Origin of the sequence: Pseudomonas sp. GM50 (assembly GCF_000282375.1) — a bacterium.
Classification (GTDB): Bacteria; Pseudomonadota; Gammaproteobacteria; order Pseudomonadales; family Pseudomonadaceae; genus Aquipseudomonas.
The window spans coordinates 17866-41152 of sequence record NZ_AKJK01000141.1 but is presented as its reverse complement, the minus strand read 5'-3'; the positions used below and the strand labels follow the sequence as shown (position 1 = coordinate 41152).

At 59.2% G+C, this 23287-nt stretch carries 21 protein-coding genes; 13 read left to right on the top strand and 8 right to left on the bottom strand.

Annotation, left to right across the window (positions count from 1 at the left end):
- Positions 1–264: 264 nt before the first annotated feature.
- From PMI30_RS01115 to PMI30_RS01125, 3 genes are all read right to left on the bottom strand, one after another.
- Positions 265–1923, bottom strand: coding sequence for a cation acetate symporter (locus PMI30_RS01115; RefSeq protein ID WP_008014998.1), 1659 nt, complete (start codon positions 1921–1923; stop codon positions 265–267).
- Positions 1920–2231, bottom strand: a complete 312-nt coding sequence (locus tag PMI30_RS01120; RefSeq protein WP_007894282.1) for a DUF485 domain-containing protein — start codon at positions 2229–2231, stop codon at positions 1920–1922. The genes PMI30_RS01115 and PMI30_RS01120 overlap by 4 nt, the downstream gene beginning before the upstream one ends.
- 206 nt (positions 2232–2437) lie before the next feature.
- Entirely contained in the window at positions 2438–3289 is an 852-nt protein-coding gene (locus PMI30_RS01125; protein WP_008014997.1) for a glycine betaine ABC transporter substrate-binding protein, read from the bottom strand.
- A gap of 287 nt (positions 3290–3576) precedes the next feature.
- Here PMI30_RS01125 and PMI30_RS01130 point away from each other — a divergent pair, with 287 nt between their 5' ends.
- Positions 3577–5172, top strand: coding sequence for a glycoside hydrolase family 17 protein (locus PMI30_RS01130; protein ID WP_008014996.1), 1596 nt, complete (start codon positions 3577–3579; stop codon positions 5170–5172).
- Positions 5173–5293: 121 nt separating this feature from the next.
- Here PMI30_RS01130 and PMI30_RS01135 read toward each other — a convergent pair whose 3' ends face one another.
- Positions 5294–5662, bottom strand: a complete 369-nt coding sequence (locus tag PMI30_RS01135; protein ID WP_008014995.1) for a hypothetical protein — start codon at positions 5660–5662, stop codon at positions 5294–5296.
- Between the two features lie 223 nt (positions 5663–5885).
- Between PMI30_RS01135 and PMI30_RS01140 the strand changes: the two genes are divergently transcribed.
- Both PMI30_RS01140 and PMI30_RS01145 read left to right on the top strand, forming a co-directional pair.
- Complete coding sequence (locus PMI30_RS01140) at positions 5886–7184, top strand: hypothetical protein (RefSeq protein ID WP_008014993.1); 1299 nt, start codon at positions 5886–5888, stop codon at positions 7182–7184.
- Positions 7177–7965 (top strand): MlaA family lipoprotein, encoded by a 789-nt coding sequence (locus tag PMI30_RS01145; RefSeq protein WP_008014990.1) that lies wholly within the window; start codon positions 7177–7179, stop codon positions 7963–7965. Before PMI30_RS01140 ends, PMI30_RS01145 begins: the two co-directional genes overlap by 8 nt.
- 136 nt (positions 7966–8101) lie before the next feature.
- On the opposite strand, the gene PMI30_RS01150 is transcribed toward PMI30_RS01145, so the two are convergent.
- Positions 8102–9016, bottom strand: coding sequence for a DUF808 domain-containing protein (locus PMI30_RS01150; RefSeq protein ID WP_008014988.1), 915 nt, complete (start codon positions 9014–9016; stop codon positions 8102–8104).
- A 134-nt stretch (positions 9017–9150) separates the two neighbouring features.
- On the opposite strand from PMI30_RS01150, the gene PMI30_RS01155 reads away from it, so the two are divergent.
- The gene (locus PMI30_RS01155; RefSeq protein WP_008014986.1) at positions 9151–9759 is read left to right on the top strand and encodes a TetR/AcrR family transcriptional regulator; all 609 of its coding nucleotides are present in this window, start codon (positions 9151–9153) and stop codon (positions 9757–9759) included.
- A gap of 127 nt (positions 9760–9886) precedes the next feature.
- Here the strand turns inward: PMI30_RS01155 and PMI30_RS01160 are convergent, their stop codons facing one another.
- Both PMI30_RS01160 and PMI30_RS01165 read right to left on the bottom strand, forming a co-directional pair.
- Positions 9887–10345, bottom strand: coding sequence for an REP-associated tyrosine transposase (locus PMI30_RS01160; RefSeq protein ID WP_008014985.1), 459 nt, complete (start codon positions 10343–10345; stop codon positions 9887–9889).
- 214 nt (positions 10346–10559) lie between these two features.
- Complete coding sequence (locus PMI30_RS01165; protein WP_008014983.1) at positions 10560–11000, bottom strand: GlcG/HbpS family heme-binding protein; 441 nt, start codon at positions 10998–11000, stop codon at positions 10560–10562.
- Positions 11001–11266: 266 nt separating this feature from the next.
- Between PMI30_RS01165 and gcl the strand changes: the two genes are divergently transcribed.
- The 8 genes from gcl (at position 11267) to PMI30_RS01205 (ending at position 21041) form a co-directional block, all read left to right on the top strand.
- Positions 11267–13042, top strand: coding sequence for a glyoxylate carboligase (gene gcl, locus PMI30_RS01170; RefSeq protein WP_008014981.1), 1776 nt, complete (start codon positions 11267–11269; stop codon positions 13040–13042).
- 135 nt (positions 13043–13177) lie between these two features.
- Complete coding sequence (hyi, locus tag PMI30_RS01175; RefSeq protein WP_008014978.1) at positions 13178–13960, top strand: hydroxypyruvate isomerase; 783 nt, start codon at positions 13178–13180, stop codon at positions 13958–13960.
- 151 nt (positions 13961–14111) lie between these two features.
- On the top strand, positions 14112–15002 hold the full coding sequence (locus PMI30_RS01180) for a 2-hydroxy-3-oxopropionate reductase (RefSeq protein WP_008014976.1): 891 nt from the start codon (positions 14112–14114) through the stop codon (positions 15000–15002).
- Between the two features lie 201 nt (positions 15003–15203).
- Entirely contained in the window at positions 15204–16484 is a 1281-nt protein-coding gene (locus tag PMI30_RS01185) for a glycerate kinase type-2 family protein (protein WP_008014974.1), read from the top strand.
- Complete coding sequence (pyk, locus tag PMI30_RS01190; RefSeq protein WP_008014973.1) at positions 16474–17889, top strand: pyruvate kinase; 1416 nt, start codon at positions 16474–16476, stop codon at positions 17887–17889. The genes PMI30_RS01185 and pyk overlap by 11 nt, the downstream gene beginning before the upstream one ends.
- A gap of 286 nt (positions 17890–18175) precedes the next feature.
- Positions 18176–19090 carry an urea transporter gene (locus tag PMI30_RS01195; protein WP_032836302.1) on the top strand — a complete coding sequence of 305 codons (915 nt, stop codon included), beginning with the start codon at positions 18176–18178 and terminating at the stop codon, positions 19088–19090.
- A gap of 21 nt (positions 19091–19111) precedes the next feature.
- Positions 19112–19936, top strand: a complete 825-nt coding sequence (locus PMI30_RS01200) for an ion transporter (protein ID WP_008014967.1) — start codon at positions 19112–19114, stop codon at positions 19934–19936.
- Positions 19937–20042: 106 nt separating this feature from the next.
- A complete protein-coding gene (locus tag PMI30_RS01205; protein ID WP_008014966.1) occupies positions 20043–21041 on the top strand; it encodes a sulfate ABC transporter substrate-binding protein in 999 nt (332 codons plus the stop codon).
- A gap of 171 nt (positions 21042–21212) precedes the next feature.
- On the opposite strand, the gene PMI30_RS01210 is transcribed toward PMI30_RS01205, so the two are convergent.
- Positions 21213–21842, bottom strand: a complete 630-nt coding sequence (locus tag PMI30_RS01210) for a hypothetical protein (RefSeq protein ID WP_008014964.1) — start codon at positions 21840–21842, stop codon at positions 21213–21215.
- Positions 21843–22065: 223 nt separating this feature from the next.
- On the opposite strand from PMI30_RS01210, the gene PMI30_RS01215 reads away from it, so the two are divergent.
- A complete protein-coding gene (locus tag PMI30_RS01215) occupies positions 22066–23271 on the top strand; it encodes an MFS transporter (protein ID WP_008014962.1) in 1206 nt (401 codons plus the stop codon).
- The last annotated feature ends 16 nt before the right edge of the window (positions 23272–23287 follow it).

The following is a 23287-nucleotide window of genomic DNA, read 5'->3' as shown; positions in this document are numbered from 1 at the left end:
GCCGTGACCGCAGAAACGGATATGTACCCGATCAAAGACCCCAGTCGACTATCAGGCCGCCTTCGCGGGCAAGCCTCGCTCCTACAAGTGCGGGCGATAACCGCCAGCCGTCGCTACCGCAGAAACGGATATGTACACGATCAAAGAGCAGGCCACCTCCGCGGAAAAACCATACAGACTCCGATAACCGCCCAATAAAAAATGCCCCAATCTCTCGACCAGGGCATTTTGTGCAGCTCAGCTTATATATAGAAACTCAAAGCCTTAGTGCGAAACCGCCCCGCTCGCCCCTAACCCAGTCTGCGAACGAACAAACTGCGGGAAGAACAGCGCACGTTCGTTCACACCCTCGGCCGACTTATCGGTGATCGAGAAGAACCAGATCCCGACAAACGCAATGGCCATGGAGAACAGCGCCGGGTATTCGTACGGGAAGATCGCCTTCTCGTGACCCATGATCTGCACCCAGATGGTTGGCCCCAGCACCATCAAGCCAACAGCACTGACCAAACCCAGCCAGCCGCCGATCATCGCACCGCGAGTCGTCAGCTTCTTCCAGTACATGGAAAGCAGCAGCACCGGGAAGTTGCAGCTCGCCGCGATGGAGAACGCCAGGCCCACCATGAACGCGATGTTCTGCTTCTCGAACAGAATACCCAAGCCGATCGCCAGCACCGCCAGAGCGATGGTGGTGATTTTCGAGACACGGATCTCGTCCTTCTCGTTGGCCTTGCCCTTCTTGATCACGCTGGCATACAGGTCATGGGACACCGCCGAGGCACCGGCCAGGGTCAAACCGGCCACTACCGCCAGGATGGTCGCGAACGCTACCGCCGAGATGAAGCCCAGGAAGATACTGCCACCCACCGCGTTGGCCAGGTGCACCGCCGCCATGTTGTTGCCGCCCAACAGCGCGCCAGCCGCATCTTTGAAGGCCGGGTTGGTGCTGACCAGCAGGATCGCGCCGAAGCCGATGATGAAGGTCAGGATGTAGAAGTAGCCAATGAAACCGGTGGCATACAGCACGCTCTTGCGGGCTTCTTTCGCGTCACTCACGGTGAAGAAGCGCATCAGGATGTGCGGCAGGCCAGCGGTACCGAACATCAGCGCCAGGCCGAGGGAGAACGCCGAGACCGGATCCTTCACCAGGCCGCCCGGGCTCATGATCGCTTCACCTTTAGGGTGAACCTTGATCGCCTCGGAGAACAGCGCGTTGAAGTCGAAGTTGACGTGCTTCATCACCATCAGTGCCATGAACGAGGCACCGGACAGCAACAGCACCGCCTTGATGATCTGCACCCAGGTAGTCGCCAGCATGCCGCCGAACAGCACGTACAGGCACATCAGGATACCGACCAGGATCACCGCAACGTGATAGTCGAGACCGAACAACAGTTGAATCAGCTTGCCGGCACCGACCATTTGCGCGATCAGGTAGAACGCTACCACCACCAGCGAACCGCAAGCGGACAGCGAGCGAATCTGGGTTTGCCCCAGGCGGTAGGACGCCACGTCGGCAAAGGTGTACTTGCCCAGGTTGCGCAGGCGCTCAGCGATCAGGAACAGAATGATCGGCCAGCCCACCAGGAAACCGATCGAGTAGATCAGGCCGTCGTAGCCAGAGGTGAACACCAGGGCGGAAATACCCAGGAAGGACGCCGCGGACATGTAGTCACCGGCAATCGCCAGACCGTTCTGGAAACCGGTGATCTTGCCGCCCGCCGCATAGTAGTCGGCGGCCGAGTTGTTTTTCTTGGACGCCCAGTAAGTGATATATAAAGTCGCACCGACGAACGCCACAAACATCAGGATCGCCGCGACGTTCAGGGGTTGCTTGGTCACTGCACCGGTCAAGGCGTCAGCCGCCCAGGCGCCAGGTGCAAAAGCTGCGACGCTCAATAGAGCCATTAGACGCCGGATCATTGCTGAGCCTCCTTGAGAATCGCATTGTTCAAGTCGTCGAATTCGCCATTGGCGCGTCGCACGTAGATGCCCGTCAGGATAAAGGCCGAAACAATCAGCCCGACACCGATCGGAATACCCCAGGTAATCGAAGACTCGGGGCTGATTTTCGCGCCCAGGATATGCGGCCCGTAAGCAATCAAAAGGATGAATCCGGAGTACAGCCCAAGCATGATCGCTGAAAGAATCCAGGCGAATCGTTCTCTCTTGCTGACCAGCTCCTTGAAGCGCGAGCTGTTTTGAATCGAGAGGTAAATGCTGTCGTTCATTGTTTTTATCCTCGCAGCACAGATTTAGTTGGAACGGTATCCACTCTATGCGGCTGCCGGACAGGTTCCAGACGACCTTAGTATTAGAACGACATGACAGAGTCGCCATTTTCCAGCAGGCTCGCTCCCACATGAAAAAGCAAAAAGCCCCTTGGCATTTAAGCCAAGGGGCCTTTAGAGGTGCTGACCAGACGCTTCAGGTCAAATCATTTGGTCCAGTCGGCAACGCGATCCGGGTGTTTGGCCACCCAGTCTTTCGCTGCTGCTTCAGGCTTGGCACCGTCCTGAATCGCCAACATGACTTGGCCGATTTCGTCTTTCGACGCCCACTGGAAGTTCTTCAGGAACTTCGCAACTTCAGGCGCTTTGGTTGCCAGTTCTTTGCTGCCAATGCTGTTCACGGTTTCAGCTGCGCCGTAAACGCCTTTCGGGTCTTCCAGGAAGCGCAGTTTCCACTTGGCGAACATCCAGTGCGGCACCCAACCGGTGACGGCAATGGATTCGTTTTTCTTCTCGGCACGAGTCAGCTCGGCAATCATCCCGGCGCCAGAACTGGCCTTGAGGGTGTAGCCGTCCAGGCCATAGTCCTTGATCGCCTGCTCGGACTTGAGCATCACGCCTGAACCGGCATCGATACCGACGATACGATTTTTGAAGCTGTCGTCGGTTTTCAGATCGGCAATAGACTTGGCCTTGACGTACTCCGGCACGATCAGGCCGATTTTCGCATCCTTGAAGTTCGGGCCGTAATCGACGACCTGATCCTTGTTCTTCGTCCAGTATTCACCGTGAGTCACGGGCAGCCACGCCGACAGCATGGCGTCGAGTTTGCCAGTGGCCACACCTTGCCACATGATCCCGGTGGCAACCGCTTGCAGCTTTACGTCATAACCGAGTTTCTGCCTGATCACTTCCGCGGCCACGTTGGTCGTGGCGACGCTGTCCGACCAGCCGTCTACATAACCGATCGTCACTGCCTTGCCTTCAGCGCTGGCCATCGTAGAACTGATCGCCAGCACCAAAGCGGCACCTGCGCCCAAGAGTCGTCGCATCTTCATCGTTACTTCCCCGAAAGTGCTGCGCTCGACGGATGCCGAGCCGCTCAACGTATTGTTATGGTGCACAGCGCCCCCATCACGCCTCACCGCAAACTCGTTCAAACATCAGCGGAGTACTGACGCCACGATAATCAACCTGACGCCAACGACGACCTGCTCTGTCAGCGACCTCAAGACATCGAGAAACGACATCAGAACGCCATTAATCGTGCCCTGTGAAAGCATGCGCGCCAACCCCGCCCAAACTTTGCATGACAAAATTATGCAGGCCACCAAGCGCGGGACAAATGCAGGTAACATGCGCGGCTTTGTTCCCAGACGGCCTGACCATGCCCGCGACATCCCGCTTTCCTTTTTTTGCTTATTTATTTGCCTGCCTGCTGGGGCTTTTTGCCCTCGGTGGCTTCTGGTACGGCCTCGGCAAACCGGTGATCCTGCCGGACGTGGCCAGCGCGACGCACAAGCTGCAATGCGCCTCCTACACCCCGTTCGACAAAGACCAATCGCCGTTCGATGTGCCGTTCAAGCTGCGCCCCGAGCGCATGGACGCCGACCTCGCGCTGCTGGCGACCCGCTTCGAATGCATCCGCACCTATTCCATGACCGGCCTCGAGGCGCTGCCCGATCTGGCACGCAAGCACGGCTTGAAGCTGATGATCGGCGCCTGGGTCAACAGCAACCCGGTGGACACCGCCAAGGAAGTCGATCTGCTGATCGCCTCGGCCAATGCCAACGCCGATGTAGTGACCTCGGTGATCGTAGGTAACGAAACCCTGCTGCGCAAGGAAGTGACCGGCGCACAGCTGGCAACGCTGATTAACAAGGTCAAAAGTCAGGTCAAACAACCAGTGACCTACGCCGACGTCTGGGAATTCTGGCTCAAGCACCCAGAAATCGCCCCCGCGGTGGACTTCCTGACCATTCATTTGCTGCCGTACTGGGAAGATGATCCGTCGAACATCGACGCCGCGCTGCAGCATGTGGCCGAAGTGCGTCAGGTGTTCGGCAACAAATTTGCGCCCAAGGACGTGATGATTGGCGAAACCGGCTGGCCGAGCGAAGGCCGTCAGCGCGAAACCGCCCTGCCGAGCCGGGTCAATGAAGCCAAGTTCATTCGCAGCTTTGTGATCATGGCCGAACAGCAAGGCTGGCATTACAACCTGATCGAGGCGTTCGACCAGCCCTGGAAACGCGCCAGCGAAGGTGCGGTCGGGGGTTACTGGGGACTGTTCGACGCCGATCGTCAGGACAAGGGCGTGCTGGCCGGACCGGTCTCGAACGTGCCGTACTGGTCGCAATGGCTGGCGCTGGGTGGCTTGATCTTCATTGGCACACTGATTCTCGGCGGTCGCGTTCGCAGTACTCGTGCGGCGTTGGTGCTGCCACTGCTCGGCGCGTTGGCGGCCTGTTCGATTGGCGCCTGGGGCGATCTGGCCCGTGTCACCACCCGGTTTACCAGTGAATGGCTATGGGTCGCCTTGCTGACGGGGTTGAACCTGTTGGTGCTGGCGCATGCCGCGCTGACGCTGAGCGCTCGCACTGGCTGGCGTGAACGAGCATTCAATATGCTGGAACGTCGGGCAGGCTGGTGGCTGGCAGCGGCAGGTTTTGCCGCGGCGGTGATGATGCTGGAGCTGGTGTTCGACCCGCGTTATCGCAGCTTCCCGAGCGTTGCGTTCATCCTGCCGGCGCTAGTGTACCTGTGCCGTCCGGTCAGCGTGCCGCGTCGGGAAATCGCCCTGCTGACCTTCATTATCGGCGCCGGCATTGCGCCGCAGTTGTATCAAGAAGGTTTGCAGAACCAGCAGGCCTGGGGTTGGGCGCTGGTGAGTGTGTTGATGGTGGCGGCGTTGTGGCGCAGCTTGCGGGTTCGCAAGGGCTGATTTTCAGCGCGCCTGCCGGCCTCTTCGCGGGCAAGCCTCGCTCCTACAGATTTATGTCGACCGTGATAATTGCGAACGACTCTAAACTGTAGGAGCGAGGCTTGCTCGCGAAGGCTGACTATCAGGCGCTACGAGAAGCCCGGACCAGACGCAAAGCAGCAATCACCACCGCAAACACCGCCAACGTGGTGTTGTACAACGCCAGCGCCGGTAACCCGAACACCAGCGCCAGCACCGCCAGCCACCACCCCGCTCGCCCCGGCAGCACAAAACCGATCACGGCGGCGGCCATTGCCGACCAGCCCAACACCTTGAAATGAATCATAAAGCCCAGGTTCGACCGAATCTGGCATTCCCAGCGACTGGCCTCATCCACGCAAATGCCAACCCATTGAGCATCCTCCATGAAGCCATAACGCGCGCCATAACTGACGGCCAGCCATAACGGCAGAAGAACGAGCAACAGGATCACGGGCAGACGGCGGGACATGCAACACTCCAATAAACGAAATCGGCGGCCAGCTTAATCTCCCGCCCGCGGTAAGCAAGTGACATCAACAGATAACTGTTCATGAAATAGCTGCAAAGTGTATCGTCCCGCTACCGTTGCTCCGAAATCAGGGCTGTTTGGTGCCGATCATGGCACTTTGGCGCAAATCCGATGGTCATAGCCTGCGAACTTCATTCGGCACCTTCCTCTAAGGGATCTAGTCATGCTCCGTTCCTTGCGCTTCGCCGCCCTGCTTGGCGGCTTGATTTTAAGTGCGTCCGCACTGGCGGCCGACATTGATGCCGCCAGTTACGGCTACCCCCTGACCAACCCGTTCGAGGCGACCATCGCCACGACACCGCCGGAGTTACGCCCGGATTTGCCGCTGGACGACGACATCAATCAGGAGGATCGCAGCGTCACGTTGCGCCCCGAGCGTGAGTTCAGCCTGCCGGACAACTTCTGGCCGGTAAAGAAACTCACCTACCGCATCGCCACGCAAGATCAAGCAGCACCGTTGATCTTCCTGATCTCCGGCACGGGTGCACGCTATGACAGCACCCTCAACGAGTACCTGAAAAAGCTCTACTACAAGGCCGGCTATCACGTGGTGCAGCTGTCGTCGCCAACCAGCTTCGACTTCATGACCGCCGCTTCGCGTTTCGCCACCCCCGGCGTGACCAAGGAAGATGCCGAAGACATGTACCGGGTGATGCAGGCCGTGCGGGCACAGAACCCGAAGCTGCCGGTCACCGATTATTTCCTGACCGGTTACAGCCTTGGCGCACTGGATGCGGCATTTGTCGCGCACCTGGATGAAACCCGTCGCAGCTTCAATTTCAAGAAAGTCTTGCTGCTAAACCCGCCGGTCAACCTTTACACCTCGGTCACCAACCTGGACAAGCTGGTACAGACAGAGGTCAAGGGCATCACCAACAGCACCACCTTCTATGAACTGGTACTGGACAAACTGACCCGCTACTTCCAGCAGAAAGGCTACATCGACCTCAACGATGCCCTGCTCTACGACTTCCAGCAGTCCAAGCAGCACTTGAGCAACGAACAGATGGCCATGCTGATTGGCACTTCGTTCCGTTTCTCGGCAGCGGACATCGCCTTCACTTCGGACCTGATCAACCGCCGCGGCCTGATCACGCCACCGAAATACCCGATCACCGAAGGCACCACCCTCACGCCGTTTCTCAAACGCGCCCTGCAATGCGACTTCGACTGCTACCTGACCGAACAGGTCATTCCGATGTGGCGCGCCCGCACCGACGGCGGCAGCCTGCTGCAACTGATCGATCAGGTCAGTCTGTATGCGCTCAAGGACTACCTGCACGACAGCCCGAAAATCGCCGTCATGCACAACGCCGACGACGTGATTCTCGGCCCTGGCGACCTGGGGTTTCTGCGCCGGACCTTTGGCGACCGTTTGACTGTTTATCCATTGGGCGGCCATTGCGGCAACCTCAACTATCGCGTCAACAGCGACGCCATGCTGGAGTTTTTCCGTGGCTAAATACCCCCTGCTGATCGCAGCGTTACTCTGTGCAGGCGTCGCCAATGCCGACAACAGCAAGGCCAATGCACCTGTGGTGGTCGATAGTGACGGCTTCAAGGAACCGCTGAGCAAACTCAAATTCAACCCGGGGCTGGATCAGCGCGAGTTCGAACGTTCGACGCTGAACGCGCTGAACGTCTACGACCCGCTGGAAGAATGGAACCGCCGCGTCTACCACTTCAACTACCGTTTCGACCAATGGGTGTTCCTGCCCGTGGTCAACGGCTATCGCTACATCACCCCAAGCTTCCTGCGCACCGGCGTCAGTAACTTCTTCAACAACGTCGGCGATATACCGAACCTGGTGAACAGCCTGCTGCAATTCAAGGGGCAGCGTTCGATGGAAACCACCGCGCGCCTGCTGCTCAACACCACCATCGGTGTCGCCGGCCTGTGGGACCCGGCCACCGCCATGGGGCTGCCGCGCCAGAGCGAAGACTTCGGTCAGACACTGGGCTTCTACGGCGTACCGGGCGGCGCCTACTTCGTGCTGCCGATCCTCGGCCCGTCAAACCTGCGTGACACTGCAGGCCTGGTGGTGGATTACACCGGCGAATCGGCGATCAACTTCCTGAACGTGGCCGAAGTCAGCTCCAACCATCCGGAAGTCTGGGCTCTTCGCATCATCGACAAGCGCTATCAGAACAGCTTCCGCTACGGCCAGCTGAATACGCCGTTCGAGTATGAAAAAGTGCGTTACGTGTACACCGAGTCGCGCAAGCTGCAGGTCGCCGAGTAATTGCATCGGCAACACCACAAAACAAATGTGGGAGCGGGCTTGCTCGCGAAGGCGGTATAACAGTCAACATTGATGCTGAATGTTATTACCTCTTCGCGAGCAAGCCCGCTCCCACACTTGATCGTATTGCCAGGCTTCAACCTTTGACTGCTTTCCAGGTCTTGCTCACCGCCATCACTCCCACCAACACCGCCGCACCGGCAATAATCCCGGCCACCGCATTCAGCAACGTCGGCACGATAAACCCGGCCCCACCAGCACCTGCGCTGACACTCTCGATCCAGTGATGAACCACCGGCACGCCGTGGGTCAGAATCCCGCCGCCGACCAAAAACATCGCTGCGGTGCCGATCACCGACAGGCTTTTCATCATGTACGGCGCTGCACGCAGAATCCCGCCGCCGATGCTTTTGGCCATTTGCCCGGGCTTCTGGGTCAACCATAGACCGAGGTCATCGAGTTTGACGATGCCGGCCACCAGGCCGTAGACGCCGATGGTCATGACGATGGCGATGCCCGAGAGCACGATCACTTGCTGGGTCAGCGAAGCGGCAGCCACGGTGCCCAAGGTGATGGCGATGATTTCCGCCGAGAGGATGAAGTCGGTACGGATCGCCCCTTTGATCTTGTCCTTCTCGAACGCCACCAGATCGACCGCCGGGTTGGCCACGGCCTCGACCAGTTCTGCGTGTTCGGCCTGATCTTCAGCTTTGCTGTGCAGGAATTTGTGGGCGAGTTTCTCGAAACCTTCGAAGCACAGGTAAGCGCCACCGACCATCAACAACGGCGTGACCAGCCACGGAATGAACGCACTGATGGCCAACGCCGATGGCACCAGGATCAATTTGTTGAGGAACGAACCCTTGGCCACCGCCCACACCACCGGGATTTCCCGCTCGGCACGCACGCCGGAAACCTGCTGGGCGTTGAGCGCCAGATCGTCGCCAAGCACACCGGCGGTCTTCTTCGCGGCCATTTTGGTCATCAACGCCACATCGTCCAGTACGGTGGCGATGTCGTCGATCAGCACCAGCAAACTGCTTCCTGCCATGAATCAGGTTTCCTTCTTGAATGAATGGTGCGCAGCATAGCGCGACCCGAGGCTACACGGGGCATTCTTGAGCGCCGCGCGAGGCCGGTGCTACCATGCGCAACCGCCAGAACAGGCAAGGAACTCCTTGGTTTATGAGCACCATCCGCGAGCGCAACAAACAACTGATCCTGCGTGCCGCCAGTGAAGAATTTGCCGACAAGGGCTTCGCTGCGACCAAAACCAGTGACATCGCGGCCAAGGCCGGGCTGCCCAAGCCTAACGTCTACTACTACTTCAAATCCAAGGAAAACCTCTACCGCGAGGTCCTGGAAAGTATCATCGTGCCGATCCTGCAGGCCTCGACGCCGTTCAACGCCGATGGCGTGCCCGGCGAAGTGCTGAGCGGCTACATTCGCTCGAAAATCCGCATCTCCCGTGACCTGCCCTTCGCCTCCAAAGTGTTCGCCAGCGAAATCATGCACGGCGCCCCGCACCTGAGCCCTGACCTGGTCGAGCAGCTCAACGGCCAGGCCAGGCACAACATCGACTGCATCCAGACCTGGATCGACCGCGGCCAGATCGCCCCGATCGACCCCAACCACTTGATGTTCAGCATCTGGGCCGCGACCCAGACCTATGCCGACTTTGACTGGCAGATCTCTGCGGTTACCGGTAAAGCCAAGCTGGATGAGGCCGACTATGAGGCGGCGGCGCAGACGATTATCCGGTTGGTGCTCAAGGGGTGTGAGCTGGATCGGTAGACCGTGGCGCGGCCTTCGCGAGCAAGCCCGCTCCCACATTGGATCTACTGCGTACACAAAATCTGTGAACAACCGAGATCAACTGTGGGAGCGGGCTTGCTCGCGAATGGGGCAACTCGGTTCCCTATCAAACCCAAATGGCATCCCACAACGGATAGTCACCCAACTTCTCAACCAGTCCCGCCCGCAATGGGTTGGCAACGACATACCGTGCCACTCTCACCAAACTCTCCTCTTGCCGCAGTGCATGATCATGAAAACTCTGCTGCCAAAGACTGCCTGTCCGTCCAGTCGCCAAATTGATTGATCGAGTGCTCAAGGATTTCGCCTGACACATCAACTGCCCCAGCGATCCCTTTTGCAATTGAACAAGCCAATGAAAATGATCGGGCATGACAACCCAGGCCAATGAATCGGCAAAACCCTCGCTCTGTGCTTGCTTGAATTGATGTACGACCATCCTGCCCAAGGTGTAATCCTTGAAAACAGGCTCCCGCCCAAGGGTATTGGCCGTCAGTAGATAGATGCGGTTTTGCTCTGCATAGCGACCAATGCGCAGGCGATGTGATGCTGACAGTTCAGGCATTCCTTTGCCCCTTCATGGATGAAATCATGAAAAGGCTAGATCAGCGAATACCGGATAGCAGGGTAGACTTTTAGCCGGATGTGTCTGGAACATCGCCTTCGCGAGCAAGCCCGCTCCCACCGTTGATCTGCGGTGTTCACACAATTTGTGTCCACCGACGATTCCGTGTGGGAGCGGGCTTGCTCGCGAAGGCGGTAGATCAGTTACCCAATAATCAAGCCGTCACCCCCGCATCCGCCCTCAACCCCTGCGTCTCGATCGCCCTGATCGCGCACTGCTCATCCACATCAGACAAATCACCGCTGATCCCCACCGCCCCCAACACACTCCCATCCTGATCCCGAATCAACACGCCGCCCGGTACCGGGACGACGCTGCCCTGCCCCAGGCTATTCAGCGCGGCGAAGAAGGCCGGGCGTTGTTGGGCGTCTTGGGCCAGCAGGCGTGAGCCCTTGCCCAGGGCGATGGCGCCCCAGGCTTTACCGATGGCGATCTGCGGGCGCAGCAGGCTGGCGCCGTCTTCGCGTTGCAGCGTTATCAAGTGCCCGCCGGCGTCCAGCACGGCAACGGTCAAGGGCGCGGCAGAGATTGCGCGGCCTGCGGAGATGGCCTGGTTGGCCAGGTTGACTGCGATGTTCAAGGTTAAAGCGCTCATGGTGCCGTCCTCATTTTGTTATTGGGAAAGCCGTTGGATTGCTTTCTGTTGCGCAATCCGATGCAACAAATAGAACACAATGAATTATTTTTTTGTATACAATAATTCTCGAAAAGCGCCACATGCGACGAAAAGCCACAGTTCTTTGGGCTTCCGACGAATGAAACAGCTGCTTGAGAAAATGGATTGACCTGCGCCGTCCGCCGTGAATACACTCTGCGCAAAGCCACTTGTATACAATTACAAAACGTAAGAGGCACAAAACCATGAGCAAAATGAGAGCAATCGAAGCCGCCGTTCTGGTGATGCGCCGTGAAGGGGTCGATACCGCTTTTGGCATCCCGGGCGCCGCGATCAACCCGCTGTACTCCGCCTTGCAGAAGGTCGGTGGCATCGATCACGTCCTCGCTCGCCACGTTGAAGGCGCCTCGCACATGGCCGAGGGCTACACCCGCACCAAGGCCGGCAACATCGGCGTGTGCATCGGCACGTCCGGCCCGGCCGGCACCGACATGGTCACCGGGCTCTACAGCGCCTCGGCCGACTCGATCCCGATCCTGTGCATCACCGGCCAGGCACCGCGGGCCCGGATGCACAAGGAAGACTTCCAGGCCGTCGATATCACCAGCATAGTCAAGCCGGTCACCAAGTGGTCGACCACCGTTATGGAGCCGGGCCAGGTGCCTTACGCGTTCCAGAAAGCCTTCTATGAAATGCGCTCCGGCCGCCCAGGCCCAGTGCTGATCGACCTGCCGTTCGACGTGCAGATGGCCGAAATCGAATTCGACATCGACGCCTACGAGCCGCTGCCACTGGCCAAGCCGACCGCTAACCGCGTGCAAATCGAGAAGGCCCTGGCCATGCTCGATCAGGCTGAACGTCCATTGCTGGTCGCCGGTGGCGGCATCATCAATGCCGACGCCAGCGAGTTGCTGGTGGAGTTCGCCGAGCTGACCGGCATTCCAGTGATCCCGACCCTGATGGGCTGGGGCACCATCCCGGACGATCACCCGCTGATGGTCGGCATGGTCGGTCTGCAAACCTCGCACCGCTACGGCAACGCCACGATGCTGAAGTCGGACGTGGTACTGGGCGTCGGTAACCGTTGGGCCAACCGTCACACCGGTTCGGTCGACGTTTACACCGAAGGCCGCAAGTTCATTCACGTCGACATCGAACCGACCCAGATCGGCCGCGTGTTCACCCCGGACCTGGGCATCGTGTCCGACGCCGCTGCCGCGTTGACCGTGTTCATCGAAGTCGCTCGCGAATGGCAAGCCGCCGGCAAGCTGAAAAACCGCAGCGCCTGGCTGCAAGACTGCCAACAGCGCAAAGCCAGCCTGCAGCGCAAGACTCACTTCGACAACGTACCGGTCAAGCCGCAACGTGTTTACGAAGAGATGAACCAGGTCTTCGGCAAGGACACCTGCTACGTCAGCACCATCGGTCTGTCGCAGATTGCCGGCGCGCAGTTCCTGCACGTCTACAAACCGCGTCACTGGATCAACTGCGGTCAAGCCGGTCCGTTGGGCTGGACCATTCCGGCCGCACTCGGCGTGGTCAAGGCTGATCCGACCCGCAAGGTGGTGGCGCTCTCGGGCGACTACGACTTCCAGTTCATGATCGAAGAACTGGCGGTGGGCGCGCAGTTCAAGCTGCCGTACATCCACGTTGTCGTGAACAACTCGTACCTGGGGCTGATCCGTCAGGCCCAGCGCGGTTTCGACATGGACTACTGCGTGCAGCTGTCCTTCGACAACCTCAATGCTCCGGAACTCAACGGTTACGGTGTCGACCACGTCGCTGTCGCCGAAGGCCTGGGTTGCAAGGCGCTGCGGGTATTTGAACCGGATCAGATCCAGCCTGCCCTGCGCAAGGCTCAGGAACTGATCGAAGAGTTCAAGGTGCCGGTGATCGTCGAAATCATTCTGGAGCGCGTGACCAATATTTCCATGGGCACCGAGATCAACGCCGTCAACGAATTCGAAGACCTGGCACTGGTCGGCAACGATGCGCCAACGGCGATTTCGCTGCTCGATTAACTGCTGATCGTTCCCACTGTGGGAGCGAGCCTGCTCGCGATGAGGCCGGCACATTCAATATCTATGTTGTCTAGCACACCGCAATCGCGAGCAGGCTCGCTCCCACAAGGGGCCTAACACACTTAGGAGACCACCATGCCGCGTTTCGCAGCCAACCTGTCCATGCTGTTCACCGAGCAGGATTTTCTTGCCCGTTTCGATGCTGCCGCCAAGGCCGGCTTCAGTGGTGTCGAATACCTGTTCCCCTACGATTTCAGCTCCGCCGAAATCAAGGCCAAGCTCGATGCCAACGGCTTGACCCAGGTGCTGTTCAACCTGCCGGCCGGTGACTGGGCCAAGGGCGAGCGCGGTATTGCGTGCTTGCCGGATCGGGTCGAAGAATTCCGCGCCGGTGTCGATCTGGCTATCGCTTACGCCAAAGTGCTGGGCAATACCCAGATCAATTGCCTGGCCGGTATTCGTCCACAAGGTGTCGACGATGCCACCGTGGAAAAGACCTTTGTCGCCAACCTCAAGTACGCGGCCGACAAGCTGCAAGCGGTGGGCATCAAACTGGTGATGGAAGCGATCAACACCCGTGACATCCCAGGCTTCTACCTGAACAACACGGCGCAAGCCCTGTCGATTCGCGAACAAGTCGGCAGCGCCAATCTGTTCCTGCAATACGACATCTATCACATGCAAATCATGGAGGGCGACCTGGCCCGGACCATGGCTGCGCACCTGGGCGAGATCAACCACATCCAGTTGGCCGACAACCCAGGGCGCAACGAACCGGGCACCGGTGAAATCAACTACCGCTTCCTGTTCGAACACCTGGACCGCATCGGTTATCAGGGTTGGGTTGGCTGTGAATACAAGCCGCTGACCACCACCGAGGCGGGCTTGGGCTGGTTGAAAACCCATAACGCAATTTGATCTGACACCGCGTCATCGTTCTTCGCGGGCAAGCCTCGCTCCTAAGGGGGGGCCAGGGTTGTCTGTAGGAGCGAGGCTTGCCCGCGAAGGCGTCCTCGCTGCCATCCCACGAATTTTGCGAACAGAGCAATAAAAACAAGAGGATTTTCTCATGGCTAAAATCGGATTTATCGGCACCGGCATCATGGGCCACCCAATGGCGTTGAACCTGCAGAAAGCCGGTCACAGCCTGTTCCTGTCGGCACACCACGACCCAGCACCTGCCGACCTGATCGCCGCTGGCGCCGTCGCGCTGGCTAACCCGAAAGAAGTGGCCCAGGAAGCCGAGTTCATCATCGTCATGGTCCCGGATACCCCGCAGGTCGATGACGTGCTGTTCCGCGCCGATGGCGTTGCGGCAGGCGTGAGCAAGGGCAAAGTCGTGATCGACATGAGCTCGATCTCGCCGACTGCCACTAAAGCCTTCGCAGCTAAAATCAACGAGAAAGGCGCGCAGTACCTCGACGCCCCGGTTTCCGGCGGCGAAGTCGGCGCCAAGGCTGCGACCCTGAGCATCATGGTCGGCGGCGATGCCGATGCCTTCGAACGCGCCCTGCCGCTGTTCCAGGCCATGGGCAAGAACATCACCTTGGTGGGCGGTAATGGCGACGGTCAAACCGCGAAAGTGGCGAACCAGATCATCGTTGCGCTGAACATCCAGGCCGTCGCCGAAGCCTTGCTGTTCGCCTCGAAAAACGGTGCCGATCCAGCCAAGGTGCGTGAAGCGCTGATGGGCGGTTTCGCGTCGTCGAAGATCCTTGAAGTTCACGGCGAACGCATGATCAAGGGCACCTTCGACCCAGGCTTCCGCATCAGCCTGCACCAGAAGGACCTCAATCTGGCCCTGCAAGGTGCCAAGGAGCTGAACATCAACCTGCCCAACACCGCCAATACCCAGCAAGTGTTCAGCACCTGCGCGGCCATCGGTGGCAGCAACTGGGACCACTCGGCGCTGATCAAAGGCCTGGAACACATGGCGAATTTCTCGATTCGCGATAAGTAAAGCCATCACCCGCCCCTGTAGGAGCGAGGCTGTGGCGAGGGGGCTTGCCCCCGTTTGAGTGCGCAGCACTCACAAGATCTTTGGTGCATCAGAGATTTTGGGGCTGCTTCGCAACCCAACGGGGGCAAGCCCCCTCGCCACAGATTCGCTCCTACAGGGAACCGAGTCGCCCTCCAATAACAAGAATTCCGGGAGCCCGCCATGTCGGTCGATCCGCAACAATTGCTGCGCGAGCTGTTTGCCACAGCCATCGACGCGGCCCATCCGCAGCAAGTCCTCGAAGCTCATTTGCCCAAAGATCGCAGCGGTCGGGTGATCGTCATCGGCGCCGGTAAAGCCGCAGCCGCCATGGCCCAGGTGGTCGAGCGCTGCTGGCAGGGTGAGGTGGCAGGTTTAGTGGTGACCCGTTACGGCCACGGCGCACCGTGCGAAAAAATCGAAGTGGTCGAAGCCGCGCACCCGGTGCCGGATGCGGCGGGTTTGGCTGTCGCGAAACGGGTACTGGAACTGGTCAGCGACTTGACTGAAGACGACCGTGTGATCTTCCTGCTCTCGGGCGGTGGCTCTGCCCTCCTCGCCTTGCCCGCCGCCGGCATCACCCTCGCCGACAAACAGTCGATCAACAAAGCCCTGCTCAAATCCGGCGCGACCATCGGCGAGATGAATTGCGTGCGCAAGCACCTCTCGGCAATCAAGGGCGGTCGTCTGGGCAAAGCCTGCTGGCCGGCCACGGTTTATACCTATGCGATTTCCGATGTACCGGGCGATCTCGCCACGGTCATCGCGTCCGGCCCCACCGTGGCCGACCCAAGCACCTCGGCCGAAGCGTTGGCGATCCTCAAGCGTTACGACATCGAAGTTCCGGCCTCGGTGCGCACCTGGCTGCAAAGCCCGGAATCGGAAACGGTCAAACCCGGCGATCCGAGCCTGGCCCGCAGTCATTTCCAGTTGATCGCCCGCCCACAGCAATCGCTGGAAGCGGCGGCGGTGAAAGCCCGTCAGGCTGGTTTCAGTCCGTTGATTCTCGGCGACCTCGAAGGCGAATCCCGGGACGTGGCGAAAGTCCATGCCGGCATTGCCCGGCAGATCGTCCAGCACGGCCAGCCGTTGGCGGCGCCGTGTGTGATTCTGTCCGGCGGCGAAACCACCGTCACCGTGCGCGGCAATGGCCGTGGCGGGCGCAACGCCGAATTCCTGCTGAGCCTGACCGACAGCCTCAAAGGCCTGCCCGGCGTCTACGCGCTGGCCGGCGACACCGACGGCATCGACGGCTCCGAAGACAACGCCGGCGCCATCATGACCCCGGGCAGTTACGCCCGCGCTGCCGCCCTCGGTCTGAGCGCCAGCGATGAACTGGACAACAACAATGGCTACGGCTATTTCGCCGCGCTGGATGCGCTGATCGTCACCGAGCCGACCCGCACCAACGTCAACGACTTCCGCGCCATCCTGATTCTCGAGAGCACTAAACATGACGCCTGACAAGAAGGTCAAAATCCTCGCCACCCTTGGCCCGGCCACCAACGGAATCGACGACATCCGTGAGCTGGTGCAGGCCGGGGTCAATATCTTTCGCCTGAACTTCAGCCACGGCGATCACGCCGACCACGCACAGCGCTATCAGTGGATTCGTGAGGTCGAGCGTCAGCTGAATTACCCGCTGGGGATTCTGATGGACCTGCAAGGCCCGAAACTGCGGGTCGGCAAATTCGCCCAAGGCAAAGTGCAGCTGCATCGCGGTCAGGCCTTGCGCCTGGATCTGGATGCGACGCCGGGGGATGAGCGCCGGGTCAACCTGCCTCATCCGGAAATCATCGCCGCGCTGGAGCCAGGCATGGACCTGCTGCTGGACGACGGCAAGCTGCGCCTGCGAGTGGTGACCAAGTACGCCGACGCGATCGACACCACGGTGCTCAATGGCGGTGAGCTGTCGGATCGCAAAGGCGTCAACGTGCCGCAAGCGGTGCTCGACCTGAGCCCGTTGACCGCCAAGGATCGTCGCGACTTGAGCTTCGGTCTGGAGCTGGGTGTGGATTGGGTTGCGCTGTCGTTCGTGCAACGCCCGGAAGACATCCGCGAAGCTCGCGCACTGATCGGTGAAAAGGCGTTTTTGATGGCAAAAATCGAGAAGCCATCGGCCGTGACTCAACTGCGGGAAATCGCCGAATTGAGCGATGCGATCATGGTCGCTCGCGGTGACCTGGGCGTGGAAGTGCCGGCCGAGAGCGTGCCGCAGATTCAGAAAAACATCATCAGCACTTGCCGCCAACTCGGCAAACCAGTGGTGGTAGCAACGCAGATGCTGGAGTCGATGCGTTTCTCTCCCGCACCGACCCGCGCCGAAGTCACTGACGTGGCCAACGCGGTGGCCGAAGGCGCGGACGCGGTGATGCTGTCGGCGGAAACCGCGTCCGGTGAGTACCCACTGGAAGCCGTACAGATGATGAGCAAGATCATCCGTCAGGTGGAAAACGGCCCGGACTATCAGGCCCAACTGGACGTGAGCCGGCCTAAAGCCGAAGCCACGGTGTCGGACGCGATCAGTTGCGCGATCCGCCGCATCAGCAACGTGCTACCGGTGGCGGTGCTGGTGAACTACAGCGAGTCCGGCACTTCGAGCCTGCGGGCGGCGCGGGAACGGCCGACGGTGCCGATCCTCAACCTGACGCCGAATTTGCAGACCGCTCGCCGATTGACGGTGGCGTGGGGCGTGCACTCGGTGGTCAACGATCGGCTACGCCAGGTGGATGAAGTGTGCTCGACGGCGTTGGAAATTGCCCAGGCACAGGGCATGGCTCAACGCGGCGATACGTTGTTGATTACTGCGGGCGTGCCGTTCGGGCAGCCGGGGTCGACCAACTCACTGCGCATTGAGACATTGATTTAAAAACAGCTTTTGTGGCGAGGAGGCTTGCCTCCGTTCGGCTGCGTAGCAGTCGTAGATTCGGTATGACGGTTTCGATAGAAAACCGCATTCGCCGATTTGGGTCCGCTCCGCAGCCCAACGGGGGCAAGCCCCCTCGCCACATGATTTAGCGCCTGTACCAGTCTCTTCGCGGGCAAGCCTCGCTCCTACAGGTCCGGTGTCGTTCTCACGACCTATGCAAAATCTGTAGGAGCGAGGCTTGCCCGCGAAGAACGATTACACGGTTCCTCTGACACACAGACCCATCATGCCTGCCAACCACTTCAACACCCACTGCCCCGACTGGGCCACTGCCCTGCTCAATGGCTTCAGCCAGGTATTCCTCCAGCGCCATCCGCTGTGCGGTCTGCTGTGCCTTTTAGCCATCCTGCTCACCGCCCCAGCCCTGCTCGGCGGTGCGCTGCTGGGAGGGGTCGCCGGGTTACTCACCGCGCAACGTCGCGGGTATGCCAAGGTTGATCGTCAGGCCGGGCTTTTCAGTTACAACGGTATTCTGCTCGGCCTGCTGCTGAGCCTTTATTTCCCATGGTCGGTGCTGTTGCCACCGCTGATCATTGCCGCTGGGGGCCTGAGCGCGATGCTCACTCAGCAATGGCTCAAGCATTCGCGCGATCTTCATTGCCTTCCCGTCTACACCGCGCCCTTCGTCGGGATGAGCTGGTTGTTACTGTCGTTTGCCGCACCCCAGCAACCCGCGCCGCTGATCGAAATGACCACACTCAACTTGCTCGCCGCCTCATTGAAAGGGCTCGGTCAGGTGCTGTTTCTCGGTCATCCACTGGCCGGTGCTCTGATTGCAGTCGGTTTGCTGATCGCTGACCGTCGTGCCTTCCTGTGGGCTCTGCTCGGCTCCGTTGCCGCCCTCGGATTCGCCCTTCTGCATCACGAAACATCAGCCGCACTGCAGGGTTTGAGCGGTTACAACGCGGTGCTCGCCGCCCTCGCCTTCAGCCAAAATCGTCGCCAGCCTTGGCTGCCATTGTTGGGAATCCTGCTGGCGGTGTTGCTCGCACCGGGTTTCGCCGCACTCGGCCTGGCCACGTTGACCGCCCCTTTCATCCTCGCCTGCTGGCTGATTCGCGCAGGCATTCGGGTGCTGCGCCAGGCCGTCATAGACAGCGCGCCTTGCGCTACCGGGGAGAATCACCCTAGGCTTCGCTGATTCTCGGTTCAGGCGTTTTCCATGGACAGCAATAAAAACTGGCGTGATGACCTTTACGTCATCATTTTCCAATCCGATACCCCGGCCGGTCGGCGCTTCGACAGCATTCTGTTGTTGATCATCCTCGCCAGCCTGGTGATCGTGATTCTGGACAGTATCGACAGCGTTCATCAGAACTACGCCGACATGCTGGCGTACATCGAATGGGGCTTCACAATCGTTTTCGCCGTCGAATACGGCCTGCGCCTGTACTGCTCGCCCAAGCCGCTGCGCTACGCGTTCAGCTTCTATGGGCTGGTGGATTTGCTGGCGATCGTGCCCGGCATCCTCGCGCTGTACTACAGCGATGCGCAGTACCTGCTGATCATCCGGATCATTCGGATGCTGCGGATTTTCCGCGTGCTCAAACTCAGCCCGTACCTGAAACAAGCCAACTATTTGATGACGGCGTTGCGCGGCAGTAAACAGAAGATCGTGGTGTTTCTGCTCAGCGTCAGTACCCTGGTGACGGTGTTCGGCACTCTGATGTACGTGATCGAAGGCCCGGAGCACGGTTTCACCAGCATCCCCAAAGGCATCTATTGGGCCATCGTCACGCTGACTACCGTGGGCTTTGGCGATATCGTGCCAAAAACGCCGTTGGGTCAGGTGATTTCGTCGCTGGTGATGATCACCGGTTACTCGATCATCGCCGTACCGACCGGGATTTTTACCGCGGAACTGGCCAATGCCATGCGCGGTGAACAACTGCAACACGATTGCCCGACCTGCAAGAAAAACAGCCATGAACACAGCGCAGCATTCTGCTCCCGTTGCGGCAATGCGCTGTTCAAGAAACTGGAATAAGTAAAGTGCTTTTTAATCTTTAAAGGACTATGGGAGCCCGGCTATAGTCGCTGGCAAATTGCCAACACTTTCCATAGAACATATTTGATAAAACAAGGAATGCGCAGTGAAAAAACTCTTTGGCGCCTCACTTCTGGCCGCTGGCCTGGCCTTGGGCAGCGTGGCTCAGGCTGCACCGACCCTGCTTAACGTTTCCTACGATGTGATGCGAGATTTCTACAAGGACTACAACGCTGCCTTCCAGAAACACTGGCAAGCCGAACACAATGAAAACATCACGCTGCAGATGTCCTTCGGCGGTTCCAGCAAACAGGCGCGCTCGGTAATCGATGGCCTGCCGGCAGACGTCATCACCATGAACATGGCCACCGACATCAACGCCCTGGCGGACAACAGCAAGCTGGTCCCGGACAACTGGGTTACGCGCCTGCCGAACAACAGCGCGCCGTTCACGTCGGCCACGGTGTTTATCGTGCGCAAAGGCAACCCGAAAGCCCTGAAAGACTGGCCGGACCTGCTCAAGGACGGCGTGCAAGTGATCGTCCCCAACCCGAAAACCTCGGGCAACGGCCGCTACACCTACCTTTCGGCCTGGGGTTATGTACTGAAAAACGGCGGTGATGAGGGCAAGGCAAAGGACTTCGTTGGCAAGCTGTTCAAACAGGCACCGGTGCTGGATACCGGCGGCCGTGCGGCCACGACTACCTTCATGACCAACCAGATCGGCGACGTGCTGGTGACCTTCGAAAACGAAGCGGAAATGATTGCGCGTGAGTTTGGCCGCGACCAGTTCGAAGTGATCTACCCAAGTGTTTCTGCTGAGGCAGAGCCGCCGGTATCGGTGGTTGATAAAGTCGTCGAGAAGAAAGGCACCCGCGCCGCTGCTGAGGAATATTTGAAGTACCTGTGGTCGCCGGAAGGTCAGGAAATTGCTGCGGCAAACTACCTGCGTCCGCGGGATCCGGCGGTATTGGCCAAGTACACCGATCGCTTCCCGAAGGTTGATTTCCTGTCGGTAGAGAAGACCTTTGGTGACTGGCGCACTGTGCAGAAGACCCACTTCAATGATGGTGGGGTTTTCGATCAGATTTACAGCGGTCAGTAATTCCTGACGCCCATGAAAAGGCGACCTATGAAGGTCGCCTTTTTTGTGGGAGCTTGAAGATCAAAGGATCGCAGCCTTCGGCAGCTCCTACGGGTGTATGAAAAACCCTTTGTAGGAGCTGCCGAAGGCTGCGATCTTTTGATTTTTTTTTTCAAGGTTTGCGTCATGCCGCTACATCGGCGGGGTTATACCGTCCTTGCCGGCCGCGATGGATTGAGCGGTCAGGGTCCCGTCGGCGCTTTGGGTGACGAACGTCACGATCTTCACGCCCACCTTCAACAAGCTCCGATCCCCCGGCACCAGATTCACAATCGGCACATCCTCCGGCACCAGAATCTTCTGCTGGCCACCCTTGTAGTTGACGCTCAGCACCCGACCGTTGCTGACCACCAGATCGCCCACGCTGCCGTTGGTCATGCTGCTGCCCTTGACCAAATCAAAAGGCCGATGGCCGTCGCCGCTGCCGGCCAGTTCCGGTGGGAACACGTGGACTTCCAGGGCCTTGAGAGTGCCATCTTCCTGGGGCACGGCAGCCGAGCCGATGTAGCTGCCGGGTTTGATGTCTTCGATATTGGCCACGGTGACGGCGCGGACTTTGGTGTCCTTGGTCAGGTTGATCACCACGTTTTCGCCGCTGTTGACGTGAACTTTCATGATGTCGGCGCTGATACCGGTAATCTCGCCGCGTACACCGATACGCATACCCGGCGCGTCCTGGGCCTGAGCAAAAGTTATCGTGAACACAGTGATCAAGGTGACTGCTGAAGCGCCGCGGATCAGGTGACGGAACATCGCATTCATGGAAGTGCCTTCCGTTTTATGAAGCGTTAAGAGAGAACATAAGCACGCTATCGAAGAAGATGTTAGTGAATGTATCATCGGACGCGACGATTCAAAGGTGCAAATGAACGGCCTCTCTCAATCATTCTTCAGAGGCATGATTACTATCACCCTATTCCCTCTTCCGCCGCTCTAGCCAGCCGATTAGCCTCCCCGCATTCCTCCTTGTTCAACGAGCCCCGTTATGAACCCAGCGACTCAGGTACCCCACGGTGCCGCCACAATGACCCGAGGCATGGTGCTGCTCTTCGCCTTCTGCTGCGGCGCCATCGTAGCCAACATTTACTACGCCCAGCCGATCATCGGCCTGATCGCGCCGGACATCGGCCTGACCGACACCATGGCCAGCCTGATCGTTTCGCTGACGCAGATTGGTTATGCGCTGGGTCTGTTCTTCCTGGTGCCGTTGGGAGATCTGCTGGAAAACCGCCGCTTGATGATCATCACCACCGTGGTGGCGATTGCCAGTCTGCTGGGCGCGGCGTTCACCGATCAGCCGAACGTGTTTCTGCTGATCTCGTTGCTGGTGGGGTTCAGCTCGGTGTCGGTGCAAATCCTGATTCCACTGGCCGCCCACCTGGCGCCGGAAGAATCACGTGGCCGCGTGGTCGGCGGCATCATGGGTGGTTTGCTGCTGGGGATTCTGCTGGCTCGACCAGTGTCCAGCGTAGTAGCCGACCACTTCGGCTGGCGTGCGATGTTCATCATCGCAGCGGTGTTGATGGCAGCAATCAGCATTGTGCTGGCCCTGACCATCCCCAAGCGCCAGCCTGATCACAGCGCTTCTTATGGCCAGTTGTTGGGTTCGCTCTGGACGCTGTTGCGTCGGCAGCCAGTATTGCGTCAGCGCGCGTTTTACCAAGCCTGCATGTTCGCCACATTCAGCCTGTTCTGGACTGCAGTACCGCTGGAGCTGTCGCGCAATCATGGCTTGTCGCAAACCCAGATCGCGATCTTCGCCCTGGTCGGCGCCATCGGCGCTATTGCCGCCCCCATCGCCGGTCGATTGGCCGATGCCGGCCATACACGCATCGCCTCGCTGCTGGCCCTGCTATTCGCCAGCTTGAGCTTCCTGCCCGCCTTCATCCACCCGGCCTACAGCGTTATCGGCCTGGCGGTGACGGGGGTGCTGCTGGATTTCTGCGTGCAAATGAACATGGTCCTCGGCCAGCGCGCGGTCTACACCCTCGACGCTAAAAGCCGCGGCCGTCTGAATGCGCTGTACATGACCAGCATCTTCATCGGCGGCGCGTTTGGTTCTTCGGTGGCCAGCGCGGTGTATGAGCATGGCGGCTGGTTGTGGATCGTGATTGTGGGTAGTGCGTTTCCGCTGTTGGCGTTGTTGCGGTTTTTAAGTGTTTCGCGGAGACCTGCACTGGCGACGGCTTAGGACGCTAAAAGCTTCG